20 protein-coding genes and 1 other RNA gene are annotated in these 21254 nt (G+C 73.1%); 3 read left to right on the top strand and 18 right to left on the bottom strand.

Annotation, left to right across the window (positions count from 1 at the left end):
- The 16 genes from LMH63_RS04325 to rsmI all read right to left on the bottom strand — a co-directional run bounded on the left by LMH63_RS04325 (position 1) and on the right by rsmI (position 16990).
- Complete coding sequence (locus tag LMH63_RS04325; protein WP_109675937.1) at positions 1 to 774, bottom strand: cell division protein FtsQ/DivIB; 774 nt, start codon at positions 772 to 774, stop codon at positions 1 to 3.
- Complete coding sequence (locus LMH63_RS04320; protein WP_109675939.1) at positions 774 to 1712, bottom strand: D-alanine--D-alanine ligase; 939 nt, start codon at positions 1710 to 1712, stop codon at positions 774 to 776. The genes LMH63_RS04325 and LMH63_RS04320 overlap by 1 nt, the downstream gene beginning before the upstream one ends.
- On the bottom strand, positions 1705 to 2598 hold the full coding sequence (gene murB / locus LMH63_RS04315; protein WP_109675941.1) for a UDP-N-acetylmuramate dehydrogenase: 894 nt from the start codon (positions 2596 to 2598) through the stop codon (positions 1705 to 1707). Before murB ends, LMH63_RS04320 begins: the two co-directional genes overlap by 8 nt.
- Positions 2595 to 4037: a UDP-N-acetylmuramate--L-alanine ligase gene (gene murC, locus LMH63_RS04310; RefSeq protein WP_109675943.1), complete on the bottom strand. Its 1443-nt coding sequence runs from the start codon at positions 4035 to 4037 to the stop codon at positions 2595 to 2597. Before murC ends, murB begins: the two co-directional genes overlap by 4 nt.
- Entirely contained in the window at positions 4034 to 5113 is a 1080-nt protein-coding gene (gene murG, locus LMH63_RS04305; protein ID WP_109675945.1) for an undecaprenyldiphospho-muramoylpentapeptide beta-N-acetylglucosaminyltransferase, read from the bottom strand. The genes murC and murG overlap by 4 nt, the downstream gene beginning before the upstream one ends.
- Positions 5110 to 6303 carry a putative lipid II flippase FtsW gene (gene ftsW / locus LMH63_RS04300; RefSeq protein ID WP_109675947.1) on the bottom strand — a complete coding sequence of 398 codons (1194 nt, stop codon included), beginning with the start codon at positions 6301 to 6303 and terminating at the stop codon, positions 5110 to 5112. The genes murG and ftsW overlap by 4 nt, the downstream gene beginning before the upstream one ends.
- Positions 6296 to 7642, bottom strand: coding sequence for a UDP-N-acetylmuramoyl-L-alanine--D-glutamate ligase (gene murD, locus LMH63_RS04295; RefSeq protein ID WP_109676153.1), 1347 nt, complete (start codon positions 7640 to 7642; stop codon positions 6296 to 6298). The genes ftsW and murD overlap by 8 nt, the downstream gene beginning before the upstream one ends.
- Positions 7643 to 7653: 11 nt before the next feature.
- Complete coding sequence (gene mraY, locus LMH63_RS04290; protein WP_109675949.1) at positions 7654 to 8736, bottom strand: phospho-N-acetylmuramoyl-pentapeptide-transferase; 1083 nt, start codon at positions 8734 to 8736, stop codon at positions 7654 to 7656.
- Entirely contained in the window at positions 8727 to 10088 is a 1362-nt protein-coding gene (locus LMH63_RS04285; RefSeq protein WP_109675951.1) for a UDP-N-acetylmuramoyl-tripeptide--D-alanyl-D-alanine ligase, read from the bottom strand. Before LMH63_RS04285 ends, mraY begins: the two co-directional genes overlap by 10 nt.
- Positions 10088 to 11569: a UDP-N-acetylmuramoyl-L-alanyl-D-glutamate--2,6-diaminopimelate ligase gene (locus tag LMH63_RS04280; RefSeq protein WP_109675953.1), complete on the bottom strand. Its 1482-nt coding sequence runs from the start codon at positions 11567 to 11569 to the stop codon at positions 10088 to 10090. The genes LMH63_RS04285 and LMH63_RS04280 overlap by 1 nt, the downstream gene beginning before the upstream one ends.
- Positions 11566 to 13284: a peptidoglycan D,D-transpeptidase FtsI family protein gene (locus LMH63_RS04275; protein ID WP_199225571.1), complete on the bottom strand. Its 1719-nt coding sequence runs from the start codon at positions 13282 to 13284 to the stop codon at positions 11566 to 11568. The genes LMH63_RS04280 and LMH63_RS04275 overlap by 4 nt, the downstream gene beginning before the upstream one ends.
- Positions 13281 to 13580: a cell division protein FtsL gene (gene ftsL, locus LMH63_RS04270; RefSeq protein ID WP_109675955.1), complete on the bottom strand. Its 300-nt coding sequence runs from the start codon at positions 13578 to 13580 to the stop codon at positions 13281 to 13283. Before ftsL ends, LMH63_RS04275 begins: the two co-directional genes overlap by 4 nt.
- Positions 13577 to 14485: a 16S rRNA (cytosine(1402)-N(4))-methyltransferase RsmH gene (gene rsmH, locus LMH63_RS04265; RefSeq protein WP_199225578.1), complete on the bottom strand. Its 909-nt coding sequence runs from the start codon at positions 14483 to 14485 to the stop codon at positions 13577 to 13579. Before rsmH ends, ftsL begins: the two co-directional genes overlap by 4 nt.
- Before the next feature lie 69 nt (positions 14486 to 14554).
- Positions 14555 to 15007, bottom strand: coding sequence for a division/cell wall cluster transcriptional repressor MraZ (mraZ, locus tag LMH63_RS04260; RefSeq protein ID WP_109675959.1), 453 nt, complete (start codon positions 15005 to 15007; stop codon positions 14555 to 14557).
- Between the two features lie 300 nt (positions 15008 to 15307).
- Positions 15308 to 15665: RNase P RNA component class A (gene rnpB / locus LMH63_RS04255), an RNA gene on the bottom strand.
- A 503-nt stretch (positions 15666 to 16168) separates the two neighbouring features.
- The gene (gene rsmI / locus LMH63_RS04250) at positions 16169 to 16990 is read right to left on the bottom strand and encodes a 16S rRNA (cytidine(1402)-2'-O)-methyltransferase (RefSeq protein WP_229332724.1); all 822 of its coding nucleotides are present in this window, start codon (positions 16988 to 16990) and stop codon (positions 16169 to 16171) included.
- Positions 16991 to 17125: 135 nt separating this feature from the next.
- Here rsmI and LMH63_RS04245 point away from each other — a divergent pair, with 135 nt between their 5' ends.
- From LMH63_RS04245 to LMH63_RS04235, 3 genes are read left to right on the top strand one after another with little or no spacing between them, the layout of a single operon-like run.
- Positions 17126 to 19027 carry a penicillin-binding protein activator gene (locus tag LMH63_RS04245; RefSeq protein WP_158280281.1) on the top strand — a complete coding sequence of 634 codons (1902 nt, stop codon included), beginning with the start codon at positions 17126 to 17128 and terminating at the stop codon, positions 19025 to 19027.
- A complete protein-coding gene (locus LMH63_RS04240; protein WP_109676157.1) occupies positions 19024 to 19380 on the top strand; it encodes a YraN family protein in 357 nt (118 codons plus the stop codon). Before LMH63_RS04245 ends, LMH63_RS04240 begins: the two co-directional genes overlap by 4 nt.
- 25 nt (positions 19381 to 19405) lie before the next feature.
- Positions 19406 to 19993 (top strand): phosphoheptose isomerase, encoded by a 588-nt coding sequence (locus LMH63_RS04235; protein WP_109675966.1) that lies wholly within the window; start codon positions 19406 to 19408, stop codon positions 19991 to 19993.
- A 153-nt stretch (positions 19994 to 20146) separates the two neighbouring features.
- Here the strand turns inward: LMH63_RS04235 and LMH63_RS04230 are convergent, their stop codons facing one another.
- Complete coding sequence (locus LMH63_RS04230) at positions 20147 to 20542, bottom strand: ClpXP protease specificity-enhancing factor (protein WP_109675968.1); 396 nt, start codon at positions 20540 to 20542, stop codon at positions 20147 to 20149.
- A gap of 71 nt (positions 20543 to 20613) precedes the next feature.
- Complete coding sequence (locus tag LMH63_RS04225) at positions 20614 to 21246, bottom strand: glutathione S-transferase N-terminal domain-containing protein (RefSeq protein ID WP_109675970.1); 633 nt, start codon at positions 21244 to 21246, stop codon at positions 20614 to 20616.
- Between the last annotated feature and the right edge of the window lie 8 nt (positions 21247 to 21254).

Genomic DNA, 21254 nt, shown 5'->3' with positions numbered 1-21254 from the left:
TCAGTCCCCTCGGGACTCCCCCTTTGCCGAAACCGGGTCCTGCCATTGCAGGGCGAAACCATTGGGATAGCGCAGGTCCGCCGCGACGAGCCGCCGCCCCGGCTCCGGGGCGATGCGCGGCCACGCCGCCAGGAAACGGGCCATACGCTCGGCCACCTGCTCCCGGCCGAGTCGCAGCGACGCGTCGCCCGCGAGGTGCACGGTCCAGGAGCGACGCTCGTCCAGCGTCAGGCCGCGGGTCTCCAGCCCCACCGCGGCCAGCCGCGGGCGCAGCTCGCGGAAGCGCGTCAGCACCCGATCGGCGCTGCCCGGCGGGCCGGCCAGCCGGGGCAGCCCCTGGGGCAGCCGCTCCGGGCGGAACACCTCCCCGTCCGCGTTCATCAGCGCGCCGCCGCCCCAGAGCGCCACCGGCACCTGCTCGGTCACCGTGATGCGGACCGCATCCGGCCAGACCCGGCGCACCGCAGCTCCGGACACCCAGGGCAGGGCCTCGACGGCGCCCCGCAGCGCGCCCACGTCCACGCTCAGCAGGCCGGCATCCAGATGCGGCGCCACCGCGGCCCGCAGATCCGCCTCCCGCACCCGGCTCAGATCGCCGTCGAAGCGCACAGCCGCCAGCGGAAACCAGCGCTCCGGCAGCCAGTGCTCCAGCGCCAGCGACAGCCCGCTGGCCAGCACCAGGGCCAGCGCCAGCCACAGCAGCAGCCGGGCGCCGGCGCGCACCGACGCCCGCGGCGCCTCCGGCTCGCCGTTCCAGTCCGCCACGGCCGCCATCAGCCCTCACCCGGCCTCCGGCTCGTCAGCAGGATCCGCCAGACCAGCGCTGCCATATCCAACCCCCTTGCCCGCGCTGCCGCGGGCACCAGCGAGTGGTCGGTCATGCCCGGGATGGTGTTCACCTCGAGCAGCCAGAAACGCCCGGCGCCGTCGCGCATCACGTCCACCCGCCCCCAGCCGGAGGCGCCGATGGCGTCGAACGCGGCGAGTGCGAGCTCGCCGAGCGCCGCCTCTTCGCTCGCCGCCAGGCCGCAGGGGATGACCATGCGCGTCGCCTCGGACTGGTACTTGGCCTCGAAGTCGTAGAAGCGCCCCTCGGCCTCGATGCGGATGGCGGGCAGTGCCTCGCCGTCCAGCACCGCGACGGTGTACTCCTCGCCCACCACGCAGGGCTCCACCAGCACCTCGGCGTCATAGCGTCGCGCCGCCTCCCAGGCGGTGCGCAGGGCCGCCGCGTCGTCCACCCGGGTCGTGCCGAGGCTCGAGCCCTCGCGGACGGGCTTGACGAACAGCGGCAGACCGAGCGCATCGATCACCTCCGGCAGCGCCTCGGCGCTGGCGGGCACCCGGTGCTCCGGCGTCGACAGGCCGAGCCCCTTCCAGACCAGCTTGCTGCGCAGCTTGTCCATGCCGATGGCCGAGCCGAGCACGCCGCTGCCGGTGTAGGGCACGCCCAGGGCCTCCAGCGCCCCCTGGATGACGCCGTCCTCGCCGCCGCGGCCGTGCAGGGCGATGAACGCGCGATCGAACCCGGCGAGCTCGGCGAGGGGGCGTTCAGCCGGGTCGAAATGCTCGGCGGCAACGCCCAGGGCCTGGAGCGCACGCAGACACTCGCCGCCGCTCTTGAGCGAAATGGGCCGCTCCGCCGAGCCACCGCCGGCGAGCACGGCAACGCGCCCCATCGCGGCGACCGTGGGTGTCCTCGATTCAGTCATGGACTCTCGCCTCCCCCACGATGCGCACCTCGGGCTCCAGCGTGACCCCGTGCACCGCCGCCACCCGCTCCCGGGCCAGCTCGATCAGGGCCTCGATGTCCGCCGCCGTGGCGTCGCCCTCGTGGACGATGAAATTCGCGTGTTTCTCGGAGATGCGGGCGCCGCCACGGACCGTGCCCTTCAGGCCGGCGGCCTCGATCAGGCGCGCGGCGTGGTCCCCGGGCGGGTTGCGGAACACCGAGCCGCCGCTGGCGAGGCCCGTGGGCTGGCGCTCGGCGCGCTCGGCGAGGAGCTCGCGAACGCGGCTCGCCAGCGCCCCCGGATCGCCCCCCGGGCGGAAACGGAAGGTGGCGGCGGTGAACCACTCGCCGGGGTTGCCCTCGACCCGCCGGTAACCGACCTGGAACGCCTCCGGCCCGCGCTCGCGGCAGGCGCCGCTGCGGTCCACCGTCTCCACGCTCTCCACATGCGTCCAGGTCTCGCCGCCCCAGGCGCCGGCGTTCATGGCGAGCGCCCCGCCCACGGTGCCGGGAATGCCGGCGAAAAAGGCCGCACCGACGAGCCCGCGGCGGCTGCAGAGCCGGGCGAGCTTGGCGCAGGGCACGCCGGCACCGGCCCGCACGCCGCCGTCGGGGAGCTCCTGCAGCGCGCCCAGCCCCCGCTGGGTGCGGATCACCGAGCCGCGCAGACCGCCGTCTCGCACCAGCAGATTGCTGCCGAGGCCAAGCCAGAACAGCGGCTCGTCGTCCGGACGGGCGTGCAGATAGGCGGCCAGATCGGCCGCATCCGCCGGCTCGAACAGCCGCTCCGCCGGACCGCCCACGCGCCAGGTGGTGTAGCGCGCGAGGGGCTCGTCGTGGCGCAGGCGTCCGCGCAGACGGGTCATGGCGTCCCCCCGGGCCCGTAGCGCTCGAGCAGGGCGGGGCCGACACCGCCGATGCTGCCGGCGCCCAGCGTCACCACCAGATCCCCGGGCTCGGCGACGTCCGCCAGCAGCGTCTCCAGCTCCGCGACGCTGCCGGCGAACACCGGATCCACCTGACCCCGGAGCCGGATGGCGCGGCACAGGCTGCGGCCGTCAGCGCCCGGCAGCGGCGCCTCCCCGGCCGGGTACACCTCGCTCACCACCAGGGCGTCGGCCTGGGAGAGCACGCGGGCGAAGTCCTCGAACAGATCGCGCGTGCGGCTGTAGCGGTGCGGCTGGAAGGCCACCAGCACCCGGCGCCCCGGCCAGCCGGCACGGAGGGCCTGGAGTACCGCCGCGATCTCCCGCGGGTGGTGGCCATAGTCGTCCACCAGCTCCACCGTGCCGCGGGGCAGCGCCACCGGGCCGTAGACCTGGAAGCGCCGGCCGATGCCGGCGAAGCCCGCCAGCGCCCGGGCGATGGCCGCGTCCTCGACGCCCAGCTCGCGCGCCACCGCGATGGCCGCGAGGGCATTGAGGACGTTGTGCCGCCCCGGCAGATTGAGCTCCACGTCGAGGGCGTCGCCGTCCGGGGCCAGCACCCGGAAGCGGCTGCGCATGCCGTCCTGGCTGACGTCCACCGCCCGCAGATCGGCGCCCTCGGCAAAGCCGTAGGTGCGCACCGGGCGGCTCAGCGAGGGCAGCAGCGCGCGCACCTCCGGGTCGTCCTCGCAGAGCACCGCGAGGCCGTAGAACGGCAGGTGATGCAGGAACTCCAGGAAGGTCGCGCGCAGGCGCTGGAAGTCGCCCTCGTAGGTACCGAGGTGGTCGGCGTCGATATTGGTGACCACCGCCATCATCGGGTTGAGATAGAGGAACGAGGCGTCGCTCTCGTCGGCCTCCGCCACCAGATAGCGGCCGGCGCCGAGGCGGGCATGGCTTGCGGCGCTGTTCAGCCGCCCGCCGATGACGAAGGTGGGATCGAGCCCCGCCTCGGCGAGGATGCTCGCCACCAGGCTCGTGGTGGTGGTCTTGCCATGGGTGCCGGCGACGGCGATGCCGTAGCGGAAGCGCATCAGCTCCGCGAGCATCTCCGCCCGCGGCACCACCGGCAGACGCCGCTCGCGGGCCGCCTGCACCTCGGGGTTGTCGCCGGTGACGGCACTGGAGATCACCACGGCGTCGGCGCCCTCGACGTGGCCCGCGTCATGACCGATGTGCACGGCGGCGCCCAGGTCCGCCAGATGCCGGGTCACCGGATTCTCCCGCAGGTCGGAGCCGCTCACCTGATAGCCGAGATTCAGCAGCACCTCGGCGATACCGCCCATGCCGGCGCCGCCGATGCCGACGAAGTGCAGCCGCTGCACCCGACCCATGGCACCGGGGCCGCCGAGCCGGGGGTCGATGGCCTCGCCGCTCATGGCGCTACCTCCAGGCAGGTCTGCGCGACCATCTCCGCCGCCTGCGGCCGCCCCAGGGCCCGCGCGCGCCGGGCCCGCTCCAGCAGACCGGCCCGGTCGCCGAGCAGCCCGGTCAGCGCGGCCTCGAGCCGGCCCTCCGGAATCTCCGCCTCGCGCACCATCTCCGCCGCCCCGGCGTCCACCAGGAAGGCCGCGTTGGCGGCCTGATGGTCGTCCACCGCATGCGGGAAGGGCACGAACAGCGCCGCCACGCCGGCGGCGGCAAGCTCGGAGACGGTGAGCGCGCCGGCCCGGCAGATGACCAGATCCGCCCAGGCGTAGGCCTCGGCCATGTCCTCGATGAAGGCCACCACCTCGGCGTCGACGCCGTGACTGGCGTAGGCCTCATCCGCCACGGCCTGGGTGCGCTCGCCGGCCTGGTGGCGGATCCGCGGGCGCTGCCCCGCCGGCAACGCGGCCAGCGCGGCGGGCACGGCACGGTTCAGCGCCAATGCCCCGAGGCTGCCGCCCACCACCAGCACCTGCAGCGGGCCCTCGCGCCCCGCCATGCGGACCTCCGGCGGCGGCAGCTCGGCGATGGCCCGACGCACCGGATTGCCCACGAAGCGTGCCGCGGGTGCGCCCGGAAACGGTCGGTCGAAACCGGTGAGCACGGCCCGCGCGAGGCGCGCGAGATGGCGGTTGGTAAAGCCGGGAATGGCGTTCTGCTCGTGGATGACCAGCGGCCGGCGCAGCAGCCAGGCGGCCACCGCGCCCGGACCCGCCACATAGCCACCCATGCCGAGCACGGCGCGCGGGCGGTGGCGGCGCAGCACCGCCAGCGCCTGAAACAGCGCCCGTGCCAGCATGAGGGGTGCCGTCAGCCAGCCCAGCCGGCCCTTGCCGCGCAGCCCGCGCACGCTGAGCGGCTCCAGGGTAATGCCGGCCGCTGGTACCACCCGGCTCTCGAGGCCGCGGGCGGTGCCCATCCAGACCACCGGCACGGCGTGCGCCGCCAGGGCCTCGGCCACGGCCAGCGCCGGAAACACGTGGCCGCCGGTGCCACCGGCGAGGATCATCACGGGCGCCGCGCTCATGCCGGCACCTCCGGGGCGCTCGCCGCCCTTCCGGCCCGGCGCCGCTCCACGTCCACCCGCAGCAGCAGCCCGAGGGAGACACAGGTCATCACCAGGCTGCTGCCGCCGTAGCTCATCAGCGGCAGGGTCAGCCCCTTGGTGGGCAGCAGGCCCAGGTTCACGCCCATGTTCACGAAGGCCTGCAGCCCCAGGCTGACGCCGACGCCGTAGGCGAGGTAGCCGCCGAACGGGCGCCCGGCGGCAAAGCTCGCCGCGCCGATGGCGCAGGCCCGCCAGACCACGAACGCGTACAGCCCGATCACCACCGCCATGCCGACGAAACCGAGCTCCTCGGCGAGAACGGCGAACAGGAAGTCGGTGTGCGCCTCCGGCAGGTAGAAGAGCTTCTGCACGCTGTTGCCGAGGCCCACGCCGAACCACTCGCCGCGCCCCACGGCGATCAGCGACTGGGTGAGCTGGAAGCCGGAGTCGAACGGGTCCGCCCAGGGGTCGCGGAAGGCCACCAGCCGCTGCCAGCGATAGGGCGAGGTCACCACCAGCAGCACGCCGGCGCCGACGCAGCCCAGCGCGAGCAGCGCAAACCGCCCGAGGGGCGCCCCGGCAATGAAGACCAGGCTGAGCCCCGTGGCAGTGAGCACCACGGCGGCGCCGAAGTCGGGCTCGCCGAGCAGCAGCGCCGCCGCCACCAGAATCAGGGCCACCGGGATGAGGAAGCCGCGGGCCGTGGCCTGCACCGCCTGCGCGCGGCGCACCAGGTAGGCCGCCAGGTAGACCAGCACGCACACTCGCGCCACCTCGGAGACCTGAAGGTTGAACAGGCCGAGGTCGAGCCAGCGGCTGGCGCCGTTGACCTCATGGCCGACCCCTGGCACCAGCACCAGGGCCAGCAGCAGGTAGCCGAAGCCGAGCAGCGGGCTGCCCAGGGCCTGCCAGACCGCAAGGCGGACACGCAGCACCAGGCCGGCGGCAGCCGCGCCGAGGCCGAGATACACGAGCTGCCGCACGAGGTAGTGGGTGGGGTCGCCCACGGTGCGCTCGGCCACCGCCACCGAGGCGGAGGCCACCATGACCAGACCAAGGCCGACGATGGCGGCCAGCGCCAGCAGCAGGCCACGGTCGCTGTCCTCGAGCAGGTCGAGCTGGCGACGGGCGGCCGTGCGCAGGGGCTGGGCGGCGAGCACGTCAACCATCGCCGAGGCCCTCCACCGCGCGCCGGAACGCCGCGCCCCGGGCGCGGTAATCCGGGAACTGATCGAGACTGGCGCAGGCCGGCGCGAGCAGCACGGCATCGCCGGCCCGGCTCAGCGCCGCCGCCGCCGTCACCGCCGCGTCCAGATCCGCCACCCGCGTCACCGGGCAGGCGTCGCCGAGGGCGGCCACAAGCCGCGGCGCGTCGCGCCCGAACACCACCGCCGCCCGCGCCCGCCCGCGCAGGGCCGTGGCGAGGGCGCCGAAGTCCTGCCCCTTGCCGTCGCCCCCCGCCAGCAACACGACGGGGCGCTCCATGCCCTCGATGGCGGCCACGGCGGCGCCAACGTTGGTGGCCTTGGAGTCGTTGACCCAGAGCACGCCATTGCGCTCGGCCACCGGCTCGCTGCGATGGGGCAGGCCGCGGAACTCGCGCAGTGCCGCCAGCATGGCGGCCTCCGGCAGTCCCGCCGCCTCGCCGAGGGCGAGCGCGGCCAGCGCGTTGGCCTGGTTGTGGCGGCCGGGGAGCGCGAGCGCGCCGGTGGGCAGCAGGGGCGTCTCGCCGCGGGCAAGCCAGGTCTCGCCGGCACGCCGCACCAGCCCGTAGTGCTCGTCCCCCGCCGGCGGCCCGAGCCCGAACCAGCGGCGCTCACGGCCGGCCAGCGCCATGGCGGCGACCTGGGGGTCGTCGGCGTTCAGCACCATCAGACCGTGGCCGCGGAAGATCCGCTGCTTGGCGGCCGCGTAGGCGGCTATGTCCGGGTAGCGGTCCAGGTGGTCGGGGCTGAGATTGAGGACCGTGGCCACGCGGGCGTCCAGGCTCGCCACCGTCTCCAGCTGGAAGCTGGAAAGCTCCAGCACGTACAGCTCGGACTCCGGCTCGGCGAGCAGATCCAGGGCCGGCGTGCCGAGGTTGCCCCCCACTGCGGTCCGCAGCCCGGCGGCCTCGGCCATGGCGCCCACCAGGCTCGTCACCGTGCTCTTGCCGTTGGAGCCGGTAATCGCGACCACCGGGGCACGGGCGACCCGGGCGAAGAGCTCGATCTCGCCCGCCATGGGCACGCCCGCCTCGCGCGCCGCCTGCAGCTCCGGCAGCCGGGGATCGACCCCTGGGCTCAGCACGATCTCGCCGGCGTCCGCCAGCAGCGACGCATCCAGCCGCCCCAGCGCCTGGGGGATCTCCGGGTGTTCCGCGGCCAGCGCCCGGGCCCGCGGCGGCGTCGCCCGGCTGTCGGTGACCGCCACCCGGCGGCCGCGCGCCGCCAGATGCCGCGCACAGGCGAGGCCGGTCTCGCCGAGCCCGACGATCACCGCATCCCAGCCTGGCCGTTTTGCCGTCATCGCCCGTGCCATCAGCGCAGCTTCAGGGTGGCAAGGCCCACGAGCACCAGCACCACGGTGACGATCCAGAAGCGGACGATCACGCGTGGCTCCGGCCAGCCCTTGAGCTCGAAATGATGATGCAGCGGCGCCATGCGGAAGATCCGCCGCCCGGTGAGGCGGTAGGAGGCCACCTGCAGCATCACGGATACCGTCTCGGCGACGAACACGCCGCCCATGACGAACAGCACCAGCTCCTGACGGACTACCACCGCCAGGATGCCGAGCGCAGCACCCAGGGCGAGGGCACCGACGTCGCCCATGAACACCTGCGCGGGATAGGTGTTGAACCAGAGGAAGCCGAGGCCGGCGCCGACCAGCGCGCCGCAGAACACCACCACCTCGCCCGCGCCGCGGACGTAGGGGATGCCGAGGTACTCCGCGAAGTTGATGTTGCCGCTGACGTAGGCGAAGACGCCGAGGGCTCCGCCCACCAGCACGGTGGGCATGATGGCGAGGCCGTCCAGCCCGTCGGTCAGGTTCACGGCGTTGGAGGAGCCCACCACCACCAGGTAGGTGAGCGGCACGAACAGCCAGCCCAGCGGGAGCATCACGTCCTTGAACAGCGGCACGATCAGCGCCGTCTCGATGGGGCTCGCCGCCGTGAAGTAAAGCACCAGCGCCGCGACCACGCCGGCCACGGACTGCCAGAGGTACTTGGCGCGGGCGGAAAGCCCCTTGCTGCTGGCGCGGGTGAGCTTGAGCCAGTCGTCGACGCCGCCGACCACGCCGAAGGCGAGGGTGACCAGCAGCACCACCCAGACAAAGCGGTTGGCGAGGTCGCTCCAGAGCAGCGTGGCGACGGCAATGCTCACGAGGATGAGGGCGCCGCCCATGGTCGGGGTCCCGGCCTTGGACAGATGCGACTCGGGGCCGTCGTCGCGCACGAACTGGCCGATCTGGTGCTGCACCAGGCGGCGGATCAGCCGCGGCCCCACCAGCAGCGCAATGCCGAGGGCGGTGAGCGTGCCGAGGATGGCCCGGAAGGTCAGGTACTGAAAGACGTTGAAACCGCTGTAGAGGGCCTGCAGCTGCTCGGCGAGCATCAGGAGCATGGCACGCCCTCCCTGCCACGATCGTGGGCGAGGGCATCGGCCACGCGCTCCATGGCGGCAGAGCGGGACCCCTTGACCAGCAGCCGCACGCCGGGATGCAGCGCCGCCTGCAGCGCAGCGATGAGGGCGCCCTGGTCGGGATGCCGGTAGCCACCGTCGCCGAAGGCCGCGGCGGCGTGGGCCGCGAGCGCGCCGCAGGCGTCCAGGCGTGTCACGCCGAGGCGCCGCGCCCGGCGGCCGGCCTCGGCATGCAGGGCCTCGGCCTGATCGCCGAGCTCCGCCATGTCCCCCAACGCGAGCCACACCTCGCGGTCGTCCGCTGCCGCCGCTTCCAGGGCCGCCTCCAGCGAGGCCGGGTTGGCGTTGTAGCTGTCGTCCAGGATCTCGCTGCCGTGCAGACCGGTGCGCGGCGCGAGCCGACCCGGTACCGGCGCCACCCGCTCCAGGCCGGCGACGATCGCCTCCGGCCGCGCCCCGGCGGCCCAGGCGGCGGCGGCCGCCGCCACGGCGTTGGCGCGGTTGTGCCGGCCAGGCAGTGCGAGCCGCACCAGGATGACGCCACTGGGCAGGGCGATGCGCAGGCCGCCGTCCGCCGTCGCCTCGCCGCTGACGTCCGCTGCCGGGCTGGCGAGCCCGAAGCGCAGCACACGACAGTGGGCGGCCTGTTGCTCCCAGAGTCCGGCGTGGGCGTCATCGGCATTGATGATGGCCCAGCCATCCGCCGGCAGCGCCTCGAACAGCTCGCCCTTGGTCCGCGCCACCGCCTCGACGCTGCCGAACCCCTCCAGGTGCGCGGGGGCGGCGTTGTTGACCAGCCCCACCTGTGGGCGGCTCCAGCTCGCCAGCAGGCGGATGTCCCCCGGGCGGCTGCAGCCGAGCTCGAGCACGGCGTAGCGGTGGTGGGCGGCGAGCCGGCACAGCGTCAGCGGCACGCCCAGCTCGTTGTTGAGGTTGCCCGCAGTGGCGAGGGTTTCACCCTCGCCCGCCAGAATCGCGGCGAGCATCCCCTTGACCGTGGTCTTGCCGTTGCTGCCCGTAACCCCGATGCGCAGGGCCGGGCTCCGGGACCGCGCCCGGCAGCCGAGCTCGGCGAGGGTCCGCGGCGCGCTCTCGACACACCACTGCGGCAGCGGATCGTCGACGAAGCGCGTCACCAGCGCGGCGGCGGCGCCCGCCTCCCGGGCGGCAGCGACGAACTCATGGCCGTCATGGCGGCTGCCGGGCAGCGCGACAAACAGCGCGCCCGGGGGCAGGCGGCGGCTGTCGATGCCGGCCGCGGTGATCTCGCTGTCCTCGCCGCGGACCTCGCCACCGAGCTCGCTCGCCAGGGTGCGCAGCCGGACCGGGTCCATCACACCACCTCCCCGGCCAGCAGCGTGCGCACGGTGGCGCGGTCGCTGAAGGCGAGCCGGCGCTCGCCGACGATCTGGTAGTCCTCGTGCCCCTTGCCGGCGACGAGCACTACGTCACCCGGTGCGGCCTGGCCCAGGGCCCGGGCGATGGCGGCCTCGCGGTCCGGCTCCACAGCGACCTCGGCGGGTCCGTCACAGCCCTGGCGAATGTCCTCGAGGATCGCCCGCGGGTCCTCGCCGCGGGGGTTGTCGCTGGTCAGCACGACCTGATGGGCAAGGCGGCTGGCAACCCCGCCCATGAGCGGGCGCTTGCCGGTGTCGCGTTCACCGCCGCAACCGAACACGCACCAGAGCCGCCCCGTGCAATGCCGGCGCACGGCGATCAGCGCCGCCTCCAGCGCGCCGGGGGTGTGGGCGTAGTCCACCACCGCCAGCGGCCGGTCGCCGCCGCCGAAGCGCTCCATGCGCCCGGGCACGGGCCGCAGTCGGGCCAGCGCAGGCCGTGCGGCTTCCGGATCGCCGCCCAGCGCCAGCAGCACGCCGACGGCGGCGAGGGCATTCCAGGCGTTGAAGCGGCCGAGCAGCGGCAGCTCGAAGTCCAGCCGCCGGCCTCCGACCCGCGCCGACACCGCCAGCCCGGTCTCCCGGGCGGTCACGGCCTCCAGCCGCAGGGCGGCGCCCTCGGCCTCGCCATAGCCGATGACCCCCTCATGGCCCGTGGCGAGACGTGCACCGAGGGCATCGTCCAGATTGAGCACGCGGGCGCGCAGCCCCGCCCAGGCGAACAGGCGCGACTTGGCCTCGGCATAGGCGGCCAGGGTGCCGTGATAGTCGAGATGATCCCGGCCGAGGTTGGTGAGCACGGCGACGTCGAAGGCCACGGCGTCCACCCGGGCCTGAGCCAGCGCGTGGGAGGACACCTCCATCACCACGGCGCGGGCGCCCTGATCCCGCAGCTCCGCCAGCGCCGCCTGCAGCCGGGTCGCATCCGGCGTGGTGAGACTCCCGGCCTCGAGGGCCCCGGCGAAGCCATGCCCCAGGGTGCCGACCAGGCCGCAGCGGCCGACGACGCCGTCCAGCAGCTGGGCGGTGTAGTGGCTGACGGAGGTCTTGCCGTCGGTGCCGGTGACGCCGATCACGGTGAGGGCCTGCGAAGGCTCGCCGTGGAAACGCGCCGCGATGGCGCCGGCAGCGGCACCCAGGCCCGACACGGCGACGGCGGGCACGCCCGCTGCGGCGCAACGCGCCTCCAGCGCCGCGGCATCCAGCCCCGGCGCCGGCTCGTAGGCCACCGCGGCGGCCCCGGCCGCCAGCGCCGGGTCGAGAAACTCGGCACCGTGGCGCGCCCCGCCCGGGACCGCCAGAAACAGCGAACCGGGCCGCAGCGCCCGGCTGTCCAGTGCGACGCCGGTCAGGGGAACCGGCGCCGGCGGGCTCGCCCAGGGGGCGAGCAGTGCGGTGAGCTCGCGTACCCCGCTCATCCGCCGTCTCTCCCCGCGGCCACAAGCCGCGACTCGCGTGGCGTCGCATCCGGCGCCACGTTGTAGAGGCGCAGCGCGTCGGCCATGACTGCGCCGAACACGGGCGCCGCCACCTCGCCCGCGTAGTATGCCTCGCCGCCGGGCTCGTCCAGGGTGACCACGCAGACGAAGCGCGGATCACTCACCGGGGCGAGGCCGGCGAAGGTGGCGGTGTAGCGGTCCTCCGCGTAGCCGCCGGCCACCGCCTTGCGCACCGTGCCGGTCTTGCCCGCCACCCGATACCCGGGCACGGCGGCGGCGGGCGCCGTGCCCGCGGGCTGCACCACACCTTCCATCATCCCGCGTACGGCCTGGGCGGTCCGCGCCGACATGATCCGCCGGGCGTCGCCGCGCTCGGCACCGGCGAGCAGGCTCACCGGCGGCAGCAGCCCGTCGTTGGCGATGGCGGCATAGGCGCGGGCAAGCTGCAGGCTGGTATTCGAGAGACCGTAGCCGAAGGCAAGGGTGGCCCGCTCGATGGGCCGCTCCGGCGGCATGATCGCGAGGTAGCCGGAGGCCTCACCGGGATGGGCGACGCCCGTCGGCCGCCCGAGGCCGGCGGCGGCAAGCAGCTCCCATACCCGGCCGACCTCCAGATCCAGCGCGATACGCGCGGCGCCGACGTTGCTGGACTTGCTGATGACCGACGCCACGTCCAGCGTGCCGTAGTCGCGCACGTCCCGGACCTGGTGGCGGCCCACGCGCATCCAGCCGGGGGCGGTGTCCACGGGGGTGGAGGGCGTGTAGCGGCCGCTTTCCAGCGCCGCCGCCACCGTGAACGGCTTGATCGTGGAGCCCGGCTCGAACAGGTCCGTCACTGCGCGATTGCGGTACTGCTCGGCCCGCATCCCGCCGCGGCGGTTCGGATTGAAGGCGGGCTGATTGACCATGGCGAGGACGTCGCCGCTGCGGGCATCCAGCAGCACCAGCGAGCCGCTGCGCGCGTCGTGCGCCCGGACCGCGGACTTGAGCTCGCGATAGGCGAGGTACTGCAGCCGGCGATCCACCGTCAGCGCCAGCTCGCGGCCGGGCTGCGGCTCGCTCAGACGCTCCACGTCCTCGATGGTGCGGCCGAGGCGGTCGCGCAGGACGCGCTTCGCCCCCGGGGTGCCGGAGAGCCAGTCGTCATAGGCGAGCTCGAGGCCTTCCTGGCCGCGGTCGTCAATGTTGGTGAAGCCGAGCAGGTGGCCGGTGACCTCCCCCGTGGGGTAGAAGCGGCGGTACTCGCGGCGCAGTGCCACCCCCGGCAGGTCCAGCGCCATCACCCGCTCGGCGAGCTCCGGGTCGACGTGACGCCGGACGTACACGAACTCCCGCTCCGCGCGCTCGCTCAGGGCCTGCTGCAGCGCGCCGGCATCCATCTCCAGCGCCGCGGCCAGCCGCTGCACACCGCCCTCGGCGGCCAGCAGCGGCCCCGGGTCGGCCCAGACCGAGTCCATCGGCGCGCTCATGGCGAGCACCTCGCCGTGCCGGTCGGTGATGGCGCCGCGGTGGGCCGGCAGCGCCTCCACCCGCAGGTGACGGGCCTCGGCCTGGCCCTGCAGGAAATCGCTCTCGGTGAGCTGGAGCTCCACACCCCGGCCCACCAGCGCCACCGGCAGCAGCAGGAAGACGGCGGCCACCAGCCGGCACCGCCAGCGCGGCGGCGTGGCATCGCGGCGGGGTCCGGCGTTCACGGCTGGCCCTCCCCGTCCGCCGACGGCACCCGCAGAACGATCACCTCGCCGGGCTGCGGCTCGCGCAGCCCGAGGGATTCCCGGGCGATACGCTCGACCCGTCCGTGGGTCGCCAGCGTCCCCTGCTCCAGGCGCAGCCGCCGCCATTCCGCGTTCAGCGCATCCACTTCCCGCTCGAGCTGCTGCAGCTCCACGAACAGGGTGCGGCTGCGGTGCTTGGCCTGCACCACCGCCACCGCGGAGGCCGCCACGGCGGCCCCCAGTAGAACGACGATCGCGAGCCAGCGCAGACTCATGGCAACCGCTCCGCCACCCGCATGACCGCACTGCGCGCCCGCGGGTTGGCCGCCACCTCGTCGGCATCGGCGCGCCGGGCGCCGCCGATGCGGCGCAGCCGCGGCTCCCGCTCCGGCGGCACGGCGCCGGCGCCCGGCGGCAGATCGCCAACCTCGCTGTAGCGGCGGATGAAGCGCTTCACCCGCCGGTCCTCCAGCGAATGGAAGCTGATGGCGACGAAGCGCCCGCCCGGCTCGAGCAGGTCGCAGACCCCCTCGAGCAGCCGGTCCAGGGCCTCGAGCTCGGCGTTGAGATGGATGCGGATGGCCTGAAAGCTGCGGGTCGCGGGATGGCGACCCGGCTCGCGCCCGGGCACGGCAGACTCGATCAGGGCCGCGAGCCGCGCGGTGGTGCTCGGCAGCTCGCCGCGGTCCCGCGCCGCAACGATGGCCCGCGCGATACGCCGGGCGTGGCGCTCCTCGCCGTAGTCACGCAGCACCCCGGCCAGGGTGCGCGCATCCACCCGGGCGAGCCACTCCGCGGCGGTCTGGCCCTGGCTGTTGTCCATACGCATATCGAGCGGTCCGTCCCGCAGGAAGCTGAATCCCCGCGCGGCATCGTCGAGCTGGGGCGAGGAGACACCCAGGTCCAGCAACAGACCCGACACCGCGCCGCTGAGGCCGGCCCGGTGCAGGTGCTCACCGAGCCCGGCAAAAGAGTCGTGGACGATGGTCACGCGCGGGTCGTCCCCGTGGCGCGCCCGCGCCAGGGCGACGGCGTCGGGGTCGCGGTCGACCACCCACAGTCGCCCGGCCGGGCCGAGATGCTCCAGCAGCGCCGCCGCGTGGCCGCCGCGGCCGTAGGTGCCATCCACGTATGTGCCCTCGGGTCGCACCTGGAGCGCCTCCAATGCCGGCCCCAGCATGACGGGCCGGTGCTCTGTCTGCGTCACGTCCCCACCTGTCTGCGGGGCCCGGCATCGGCCGCGCCCGCGTTACAGCGACAACGACTCGAGCTCGCCCGGCAGTTCCTCTTCTTCGGCCGCTTCGGCCAGCCACTCGTCGCGCCGGGCAGTCCAGGCGGCCTCATCCCAGAGCTCGAACTTGTTGCCCTGGCCGATGAGCACGGTCTTCTTCTCCAGCCCGGCGAACTCCCGCAGCGGCGGCGGCAGAAGGATGCGGCCGTTGCCGTCGAGCTGGCACTCGGTGGCATGGCCGATGAGCAGCCGCTGCAGCCGACGCGCGGTCCGATTGAGGCTCGGCAGGCGCACCAGCTTCTGCTCGATGTGCTCCCACTCCGGCAGCGGGTAGACGAGCAAACAGTGATCGCGGTCCACCGTCACCACGACCTGGCCGTCGCAGAGGGACTGCAGACGGTCGCGATAGCGGCTGGGGAAGGCCATCCGCCCCTTCGCGTCCAGGTTGATATGAGTGACACCGCGAAACACTTCCTTGCCCTTCTCCTTCCCCAGAACTCCATTTCTTACCACTTCTTCCCACTTGGCTACACACTCTAGCCACGGCCCCACCCCCCGTCAAGCAAACGGACCACGATTCTTCCTTTACCGACAGCAACTTACGAAACGCCTCCGACGTCGCCTGACAGCAACGCCGAATCGGGATCCAAATCGACTTTCAAAACATCGCGTTAACGGGAGATGCGAGAATTCGCTCTAAGGAAGCGGCCAGCCGCCGTCGCCGGCTGGCAACGGCGGCGTGCGGCATGGCACCGGCAGGAAGCGATGAAAGGGGGAAGTCGGCCTGTAAGCCGGGTTCTGTCGAGAGCAGCCATTCCTCTTGGGTGTGCGTCACCGCACACCTCCAGCGACCTACCCGGGAGCCGTGCGGGCCACACGTGCGCTCCCCTATTTGGTCTTGCTCCGGGTGGGGTTTACCGTGCCGCGGCGTGTTGCCACCCGCGCGGTGCGCTCTTACCGCACCTTTTCACCCTTGCCTGTGCCCGGCGAACCGGGCCATCGGCGGTCTGTTCTCTGTGGCACTTTCCGTCGGCTCACGCCGCCCAGGGGTTACCTGGCACCCTGCCCTGTGGAGCCCGGACTTTCCTCCACGCCTGCGAACAGGCGCAGCGGCTGCCCGGCCGACTTCCTGTTGCTTATTTTATCAGCATTCCGTGGCGAGGCGTTAGGACGTGCATCGGGGGGCGAGCGAGGGAGGGAGAGGGAATAAACACAACGACACAAAGGACACAACGATTCACAACGGGGAGAGAATGCTGTGAAAGACAAGGCCGAAGCCGCCGTCCGCCTGGCGGGTGTCTCCCGAGACGCATCGCTGAGATTCCGTCTTCCCCGATCGCGACCCTACGCCGGCATCAGCCCATTCCGTACGTTGTGCATCGTGGTGTCCGTGGTGTCGTTGTGTTCAATCCGGCGCTTGCATGTGAGTAGCCGTAGGTCGGGAACCGCAGCAGGCGGTACCCGACACGCCGGCAGGCGAGTCCCCGGGAAGCCGCGCTGGAGCGCGGCCGTCTGCGAGCGCAAGGCGCTTGCCGACCTACGTCTGCCAGAAACTCTCATCCGTTGTGAATCGTTGTGTCCTTTGTGTCGTTGTGTTTAATCCAGCGCTCAAATCTCCTGGCGCGACCTTGTTCAGTTCCCGGTGCCGATGATGCGACGATAGAGGGCGTTCTTCGGCTCGCCGGTGAGACGGGAGGCAATGCGGGCGGCCTGGCGGGCGCCGATACCCTCTTCGCTCAGGACGGCGAGCACGGCCTCGGTCGCCAGTGCCGGCGGCGCAGCGGCGGCCGCCTCCGCCCCAGCCACCAGGATCACGTGCTCGCCGCGCTGCTGGTCGGGATCCGCGGCCACCCACTCGGCCAGCCGATCCAGGCGGTCCAAGCGTACCGTCTCGAAAGCCTTGGTCAGCTCGCGGGCCAGGGCGGCCTCGCGCCCGCCACCGAATACCGCCGCGAGATCCGCCAGCGACGCCGCGACGCGGTGGCTCGACTCCAGCAGCACCAGCGTGCAGGTGACGCCGGCCAGCTCGGCGAGGCGGCGCCGCCGGGCCGCCGGGCGGGCGGGCAGGAAACCTTCATAGAGAAAGCGATCGGTGGGCAGGCCGGCCACCGAGAGCGCGGCGGTGATGCTGCTCGCCCCGGGCACGGCGAGCACGGCCACACCGGCCTCCCGGCAGGCGCGCACCAGCCGGTAACCGGGGTCGCTGACCAGGGGCGTACCGGCATCGCTCACCAGCGCCAGGCTCTCCCCCGCCTGCAGTCGGCCCACCAGGGCGACCGTCCGCTGGTCCTCGTTGTGCTCGTGCAGGCTCACCAGCGGCCGGCGCAGCCCGAGATGGGTCAGGAGCTGGCCGGTGCGCCTGGTGTCCTCCGCGGCGACGGCGTCCACGGCGCCGAGCACGGCCACCGCGCGCCGGGTGATGTCATCCAGATTGCCGATAGGGGTGGCCACCACGTACAGGCATCCGGGCGCGTTTGACACGACAAATCCCCCGACTCGATACTCCTCGCCGGCGTGGCGGGCCCGACGCAGTCTACCGGGCCAGCCTACCCGCGGCGATGTCCGCACCGGCCCAGTCGAGGACAGCCCGTGCCCGTTTCCCCTGCCTCATCCTGCCGCCTCGGCGGTGTCCTGCTCGCGCTGCTGCTGCTCGTCGGCTGCGCGGTGGCGCCGCCGGACGACGCCGCGGAAGCCGACGCCGAGCGTGATCTGCGGGTCCGCCAGGCGGAGATCGCCCTGCGCCTGGGGGATCCGTTCAACGCCGCCGAGCTGTTCGAGCGGGCGGCGGACCTCGCCGAGGGCGAGACCGCCGATCGGCTCCGCCTGCAGGCAGCACTGGTCCATCTGGATGTCGGCGACCGCGAGCGTGCCGAGGCACTTCTCGGCATGCTCGCGGACGTAGACGCGCCCGCCGTCGCTCCGCTCGCGACCATCGTGCGCGCCCGCCTGGCGCTGCCGGAGGACGCTGCCGACTGGGTGCAGCGCCTGCGGCCGGTACCCGCGGACCTGATCCCCCGGGTCGAGGCCTGGTGGCTCGGCGCGCTGGCCGCCGCCCATCGCGCGGCGGACGACCCCCTGGAGGCGGCCCGTGTGCTCGACCGCCAGACCCCGCTGCTGGCGAGTGAACGCGACCGCCGCATCAATCGCGAACGGCTCTGGTCTGCGCTCATGGCGCTGCCACTGCCCCAGCTGCGCGAGCTCGTGCCCGCCGCGCCCGACCGCTTCGGCGCCTGGCTCGAGCTCGCCCACGCACTGCGCGTTAACCGCCTCGATGCGGCCGCCACCGAGGAGGCCGTGGCCGGCTGGCGCGAGCGCTACCCGGAACACCCCGCCGCCGGCGAGTTCAGCGAGGCGCGGCTGGCGGAGCAGCTGCAGCGCCTGCGCCCGCCGGAGCGGATCACCGTGATGCTGCCGTTCACCGGCCGGCTCGGGTCCGTCGCCGAGGCGGTGCAGCGGGGCATGCTGGTCGCCCTCTACGACATGCCCGCCGACGAGCGGCCGACGCTGCAGTTCCAAGACGTGGGCGAGGACGGCAGCAACGTCATTGCGGCCTACCGGCGCGCCCAGGAATGGGGTGCGGATCTGGTGGTGGGCCCGCTGACCAAGTCGGCCCTCGAGCAGCTCGCCATCTGGGACAACTACCCGGTGCCGGTGCTGGCCCTCAATCGCCGCGACGAGGTGAGGGGCCAGCCCGGGCTGTTCCAGTTCGGCCTGGCACCGGAGGACGACGCCATGACCGCCGCCCGGCTCGCGGTGCAGCTCGGCCACCGTCGTCTCACGGTGCTGGTGCCGGACAGCGACTGGGGCGACCGGGTGGCCGCGAGCTTTGTCGCGGGGCTGCATGCCGCCGGCGGACGTGCCCTGGAGGTCCAGAGCTACCGACCGGACGGCGAGGATCTCTCGGAGCCGCTGCGGGCGCTGTTCGATCTGGACGCGAGCGAGGCCCGTCACCGCCGCCTGCAGGGCGTCATCGGACGCGGCCTGGAGTTCGAGCCCCGGCGCCGGGCGGACATGCAGGCCCTGTTCGCCCCCGCCTTCCCGGACATGGCCCGTCTGATCATTCCGCAGGTGCGCTTCCATCGCGGGCTCGGGCTGCCGGTGCTCGCCACTTCCCATGCCTACAGCGGCACCCCGGCCCCGGACGCGGATGCCGACATGAACGGGCTGATGTTCGTGGAGACGCCCTGGGTGCTGGGCGAGCTCCAGACTCCGGAGCTGACACGAACCGCCCGGACCCTGGCCGAGACCTGGCCGGACACGGCTGCGCGCTACCCGCGCCTCGCCGCCCTCGGCGTCGACGCCCTGCGGCTGAGCGCGCCGGTGGACGTGCTGGCGGTAGAGCCCCGGCTCACCCTGGAGGGCGCTACCGGGGAGCTGAGCGTCGATGACCAGGGGCGCGTGCGCCGCGAGCTGCTTCCGGCACGCATTCGCAGCGGCCGCATCGAATCGCTGGTGTTTCCCTCCGCAGAGGTGCCCGAGTGGCTGCGCTGACACCCTCCACCGCCGCCCGCGGCGAGGCGGCGGAGACCCGGGCCTGTGCCCACCTGGAGGCCCGTGGGCTGCGCTGCCTCGCGCGCAACTTCCGCACCCGCCGTGGCGAGATCGACCTGGTGATGGCGGACGGGCGGATGCTGGTCTTCGTCGAGGTGCGGCGCCGGCGGCGTTCACGCTTCGGCGATGGCATCGACAGCATCAGCGCGGCCAAGCGCCGCCGCCTGGCCGCCGCCGCGGCGGCCTACCTCCAGCGCCGCCGAGACGAGCCACCGTGCCGCTTCGACGTCGTCGCCGTAGACGAGCACGGCGGCCTCGAGTGGCTGCAGAATGCCTTCACCCTCGACGACTGAACCCCGGAGACACGCCGCCATCGCCATGGACCATCACGAGCGCATCGCCCAGCAATTCCACGAGAGCATCCGCACCAAGCAGAAGGCGCTCGACCGGCTCAGCCCCGGCATCGCCGCCGCCGCGGCGCTGATGGCGGACACGCTTCAGCGCGAGGGCAAGATCCTCGCCTGCGGCAACGGCGGCTCCGCGGGCGACGCCCAGCATTTCTCCTCGGAGCTGCTGAACCGCTTCGAGATGGAGCGCCCGGGCCTGCCGGGACTTGCCCTCACCACCGACAGCTCGACGCTCACCTCCATCGCCAACGATTACGCCTTCCGGGAGGTCTTCGCCCGGCAGGTGCGCGCACTGGCCCACGATGGCGACGTGCTGCTGGCCATCAGCACCAGTGGCAACAGTGAGAACGTGATCGCGGCCATCGATGCGGCCCACGAGCGCGGCGCCCGGATCGTCGCCCTCACCGGTCACGACGGCGGCGCCATGGCGGCCCACCTCAGCGAGAACGATGTCGAGATCCGCGTCCCCGCCCAGATCACCGCCCGCATCCAGGAGGTGCATCTGCTGGTGATCCACTGCCTGTGCGATCTGATCGACCGCCAGCTGTTCGGCGGCTGACGCCGGCCGCCGAAGGCGGCCGAGTTCTCAGTTCAAAGTTCAACGTTCAAAGACACCCTCCGCACGGCCGATCGCGTCTGAGCGGAGCGGAGGCGGTCTTTGAACGTTGAACTTTGAACTCGGAACTGCGGAGCGGCGCCACGCGCCGCCCCGCTACTTGACGACGCGCAGATTGGGCCGACGCTCGCGGCCATCGTCCGGGCCGCTGCCGCCGTCCGGCGGCGGCTCGTCGCCGCCGCCGTCGTCGTCGCTGAAGAGCATGCCCTGGCCGTTCTCCCGGGCGTAGATCGCGAGCACGGCGTCCACCGGCACGCTGACGTCACGCGGGGCGCCACCAAAGCGGGCGTTGAAGGCGATCAGCTGGTTGCCCAGGGCAAGCCCGCGCACGGCGCGTGGGGCAACGTTCAGCACCAGCTTGCCGTTATCGGCGTACTCCAGCGGCGCGTCCAGGTCGGCGCGGGAGGCGTCCACCAGCAGATAGGGCGTGCAGTCGTTGTCGACGATCCACTCGTGCAGGGCACGAATCAGATAGGGGCGACTCGGGGTCATGTTGTCCGTATTGCGGTCGGCGTGAATGGGGGCGGCGCACCGCGCCGATGCGGGATCCTGCCCGCGTCGGCCTACAGGCCGCGCATCGCCCGCTCGACGTCGCTCAGGCTACGCCGGAAGCCGTCCCGGGCGAACAGCCGTTCGGCGTAGGCGCTCACGCCCTCGGCCTCCGCCGGGAGCTCGACGCCGTAATGCGGCAGCCGCCAGAGCAGCGGCGCCAGCGTGCAGTCCATCATGGTCAGCTCGTCGCTCAGGAAGAACGGCGTGCCGGCGGCGAAGACCTCGTCGCTCGCCGCCAGGCCCTCGGCAAGCTCCCGGCGCACGCCGGCGGTATCCCGTGCGTCGCCGCGTTCGAGCCGGTCCAGCAGGCGATACCAGTCCCGTTCAATGCGCGAGATCACCAGCCGCGCCTTGGCCCGGGACACCGGATCAACGGGCATCAGCGGCGGATGCGGGAAGCGCTCGTCCAGGTACTCGCAGACCACCCGGGCGTCGTAGAGGGCGAGGTCCCGGTCCACGAGCGTGGGCGCTTCGCCGTATGGATTGAGGTCCGCCAGATCCTCCGGCGGTACCTCGCCAGGCTCGACGTCGATGATCTCGACGCTGATGCCCTTCTCCGCGAGAACCAGGCGCACGCGATGACTGTACGCGCAGGCCGGGCCTGAGTAGAGGCTCATGACGCCGCGGCGGCTCACGGTTGCCATCGGCGGGC

The sequence above is a fragment of the Spiribacter halobius genome (assembly GCF_020883455.1).
In the GTDB taxonomy this organism is placed as follows: domain Bacteria; phylum Pseudomonadota; class Gammaproteobacteria; order Nitrococcales; family Nitrococcaceae; genus Sediminicurvatus; species Sediminicurvatus halobius.
This window is presented reverse-complemented; position numbering and strand designations above follow the sequence as displayed.

Coding starts and splice junctions, on each gene's coding strand:
- LMH63_RS04230 (WP_109675968.1), bottom strand. CDS start 20,542: ATGACCCCGAGTCGCCCCTATCTGATTCGTGCCCTGCACGAGTGGATC.
- murD (WP_109676153.1), bottom strand. CDS start 7,642: ATGACGGCAAAACGGCCAGGCTGGGATGCGGTGATCGTCGGGCTCGGC.
- rsmH (WP_199225578.1), bottom strand. CDS start 14,485: ATGCTGGGGCCGGCATTGGAGGCGCTCCAGGTGCGACCCGAGGGCACA.
- ftsW (WP_109675947.1), bottom strand. CDS start 6,303: ATGGTTGACGTGCTCGCCGCCCAGCCCCTGCGCACGGCCGCCCGTCGC.
- murG (WP_109675945.1), bottom strand. CDS start 5,113: ATGAGCGCGGCGCCCGTGATGATCCTCGCCGGTGGCACCGGCGGCCAC.
- LMH63_RS04225 (WP_109675970.1), bottom strand. CDS start 21,246: ATGGCAACCGTGAGCCGCCGCGGCGTCATGAGCCTCTACTCAGGCCCG.
- LMH63_RS04325 (WP_109675937.1), bottom strand. CDS start 774: ATGGCGGCCGTGGCGGACTGGAACGGCGAGCCGGAGGCGCCGCGGGCG.
- murB (WP_109675941.1), bottom strand. CDS start 2,598: ATGACCCGTCTGCGCGGACGCCTGCGCCACGACGAGCCCCTCGCGCGC.
- mraY (WP_109675949.1), bottom strand. CDS start 8,736: ATGCTCCTGATGCTCGCCGAGCAGCTGCAGGCCCTCTACAGCGGTTTC.
- LMH63_RS04280 (WP_109675953.1), bottom strand. CDS start 11,569: ATGAGCGGGGTACGCGAGCTCACCGCACTGCTCGCCCCCTGGGCGAGC.
- LMH63_RS04285 (WP_109675951.1), bottom strand. CDS start 10,088: ATGGACCCGGTCCGGCTGCGCACCCTGGCGAGCGAGCTCGGTGGCGAG.
- murC (WP_109675943.1), bottom strand. CDS start 4,037: ATGAGCGGCGAGGCCATCGACCCCCGGCTCGGCGGCCCCGGTGCCATG.
- LMH63_RS04320 (WP_109675939.1), bottom strand. CDS start 1,712: ATGACTGAATCGAGGACACCCACGGTCGCCGCGATGGGGCGCGTTGCC.
- ftsL (WP_109675955.1), bottom strand. CDS start 13,580: ATGAGTCTGCGCTGGCTCGCGATCGTCGTTCTACTGGGGGCCGCCGTG.
- LMH63_RS04235 (WP_109675966.1), top strand. CDS start 19,406: ATGGACCATCACGAGCGCATCGCCCAGCAATTCCACGAGAGCATCCGC.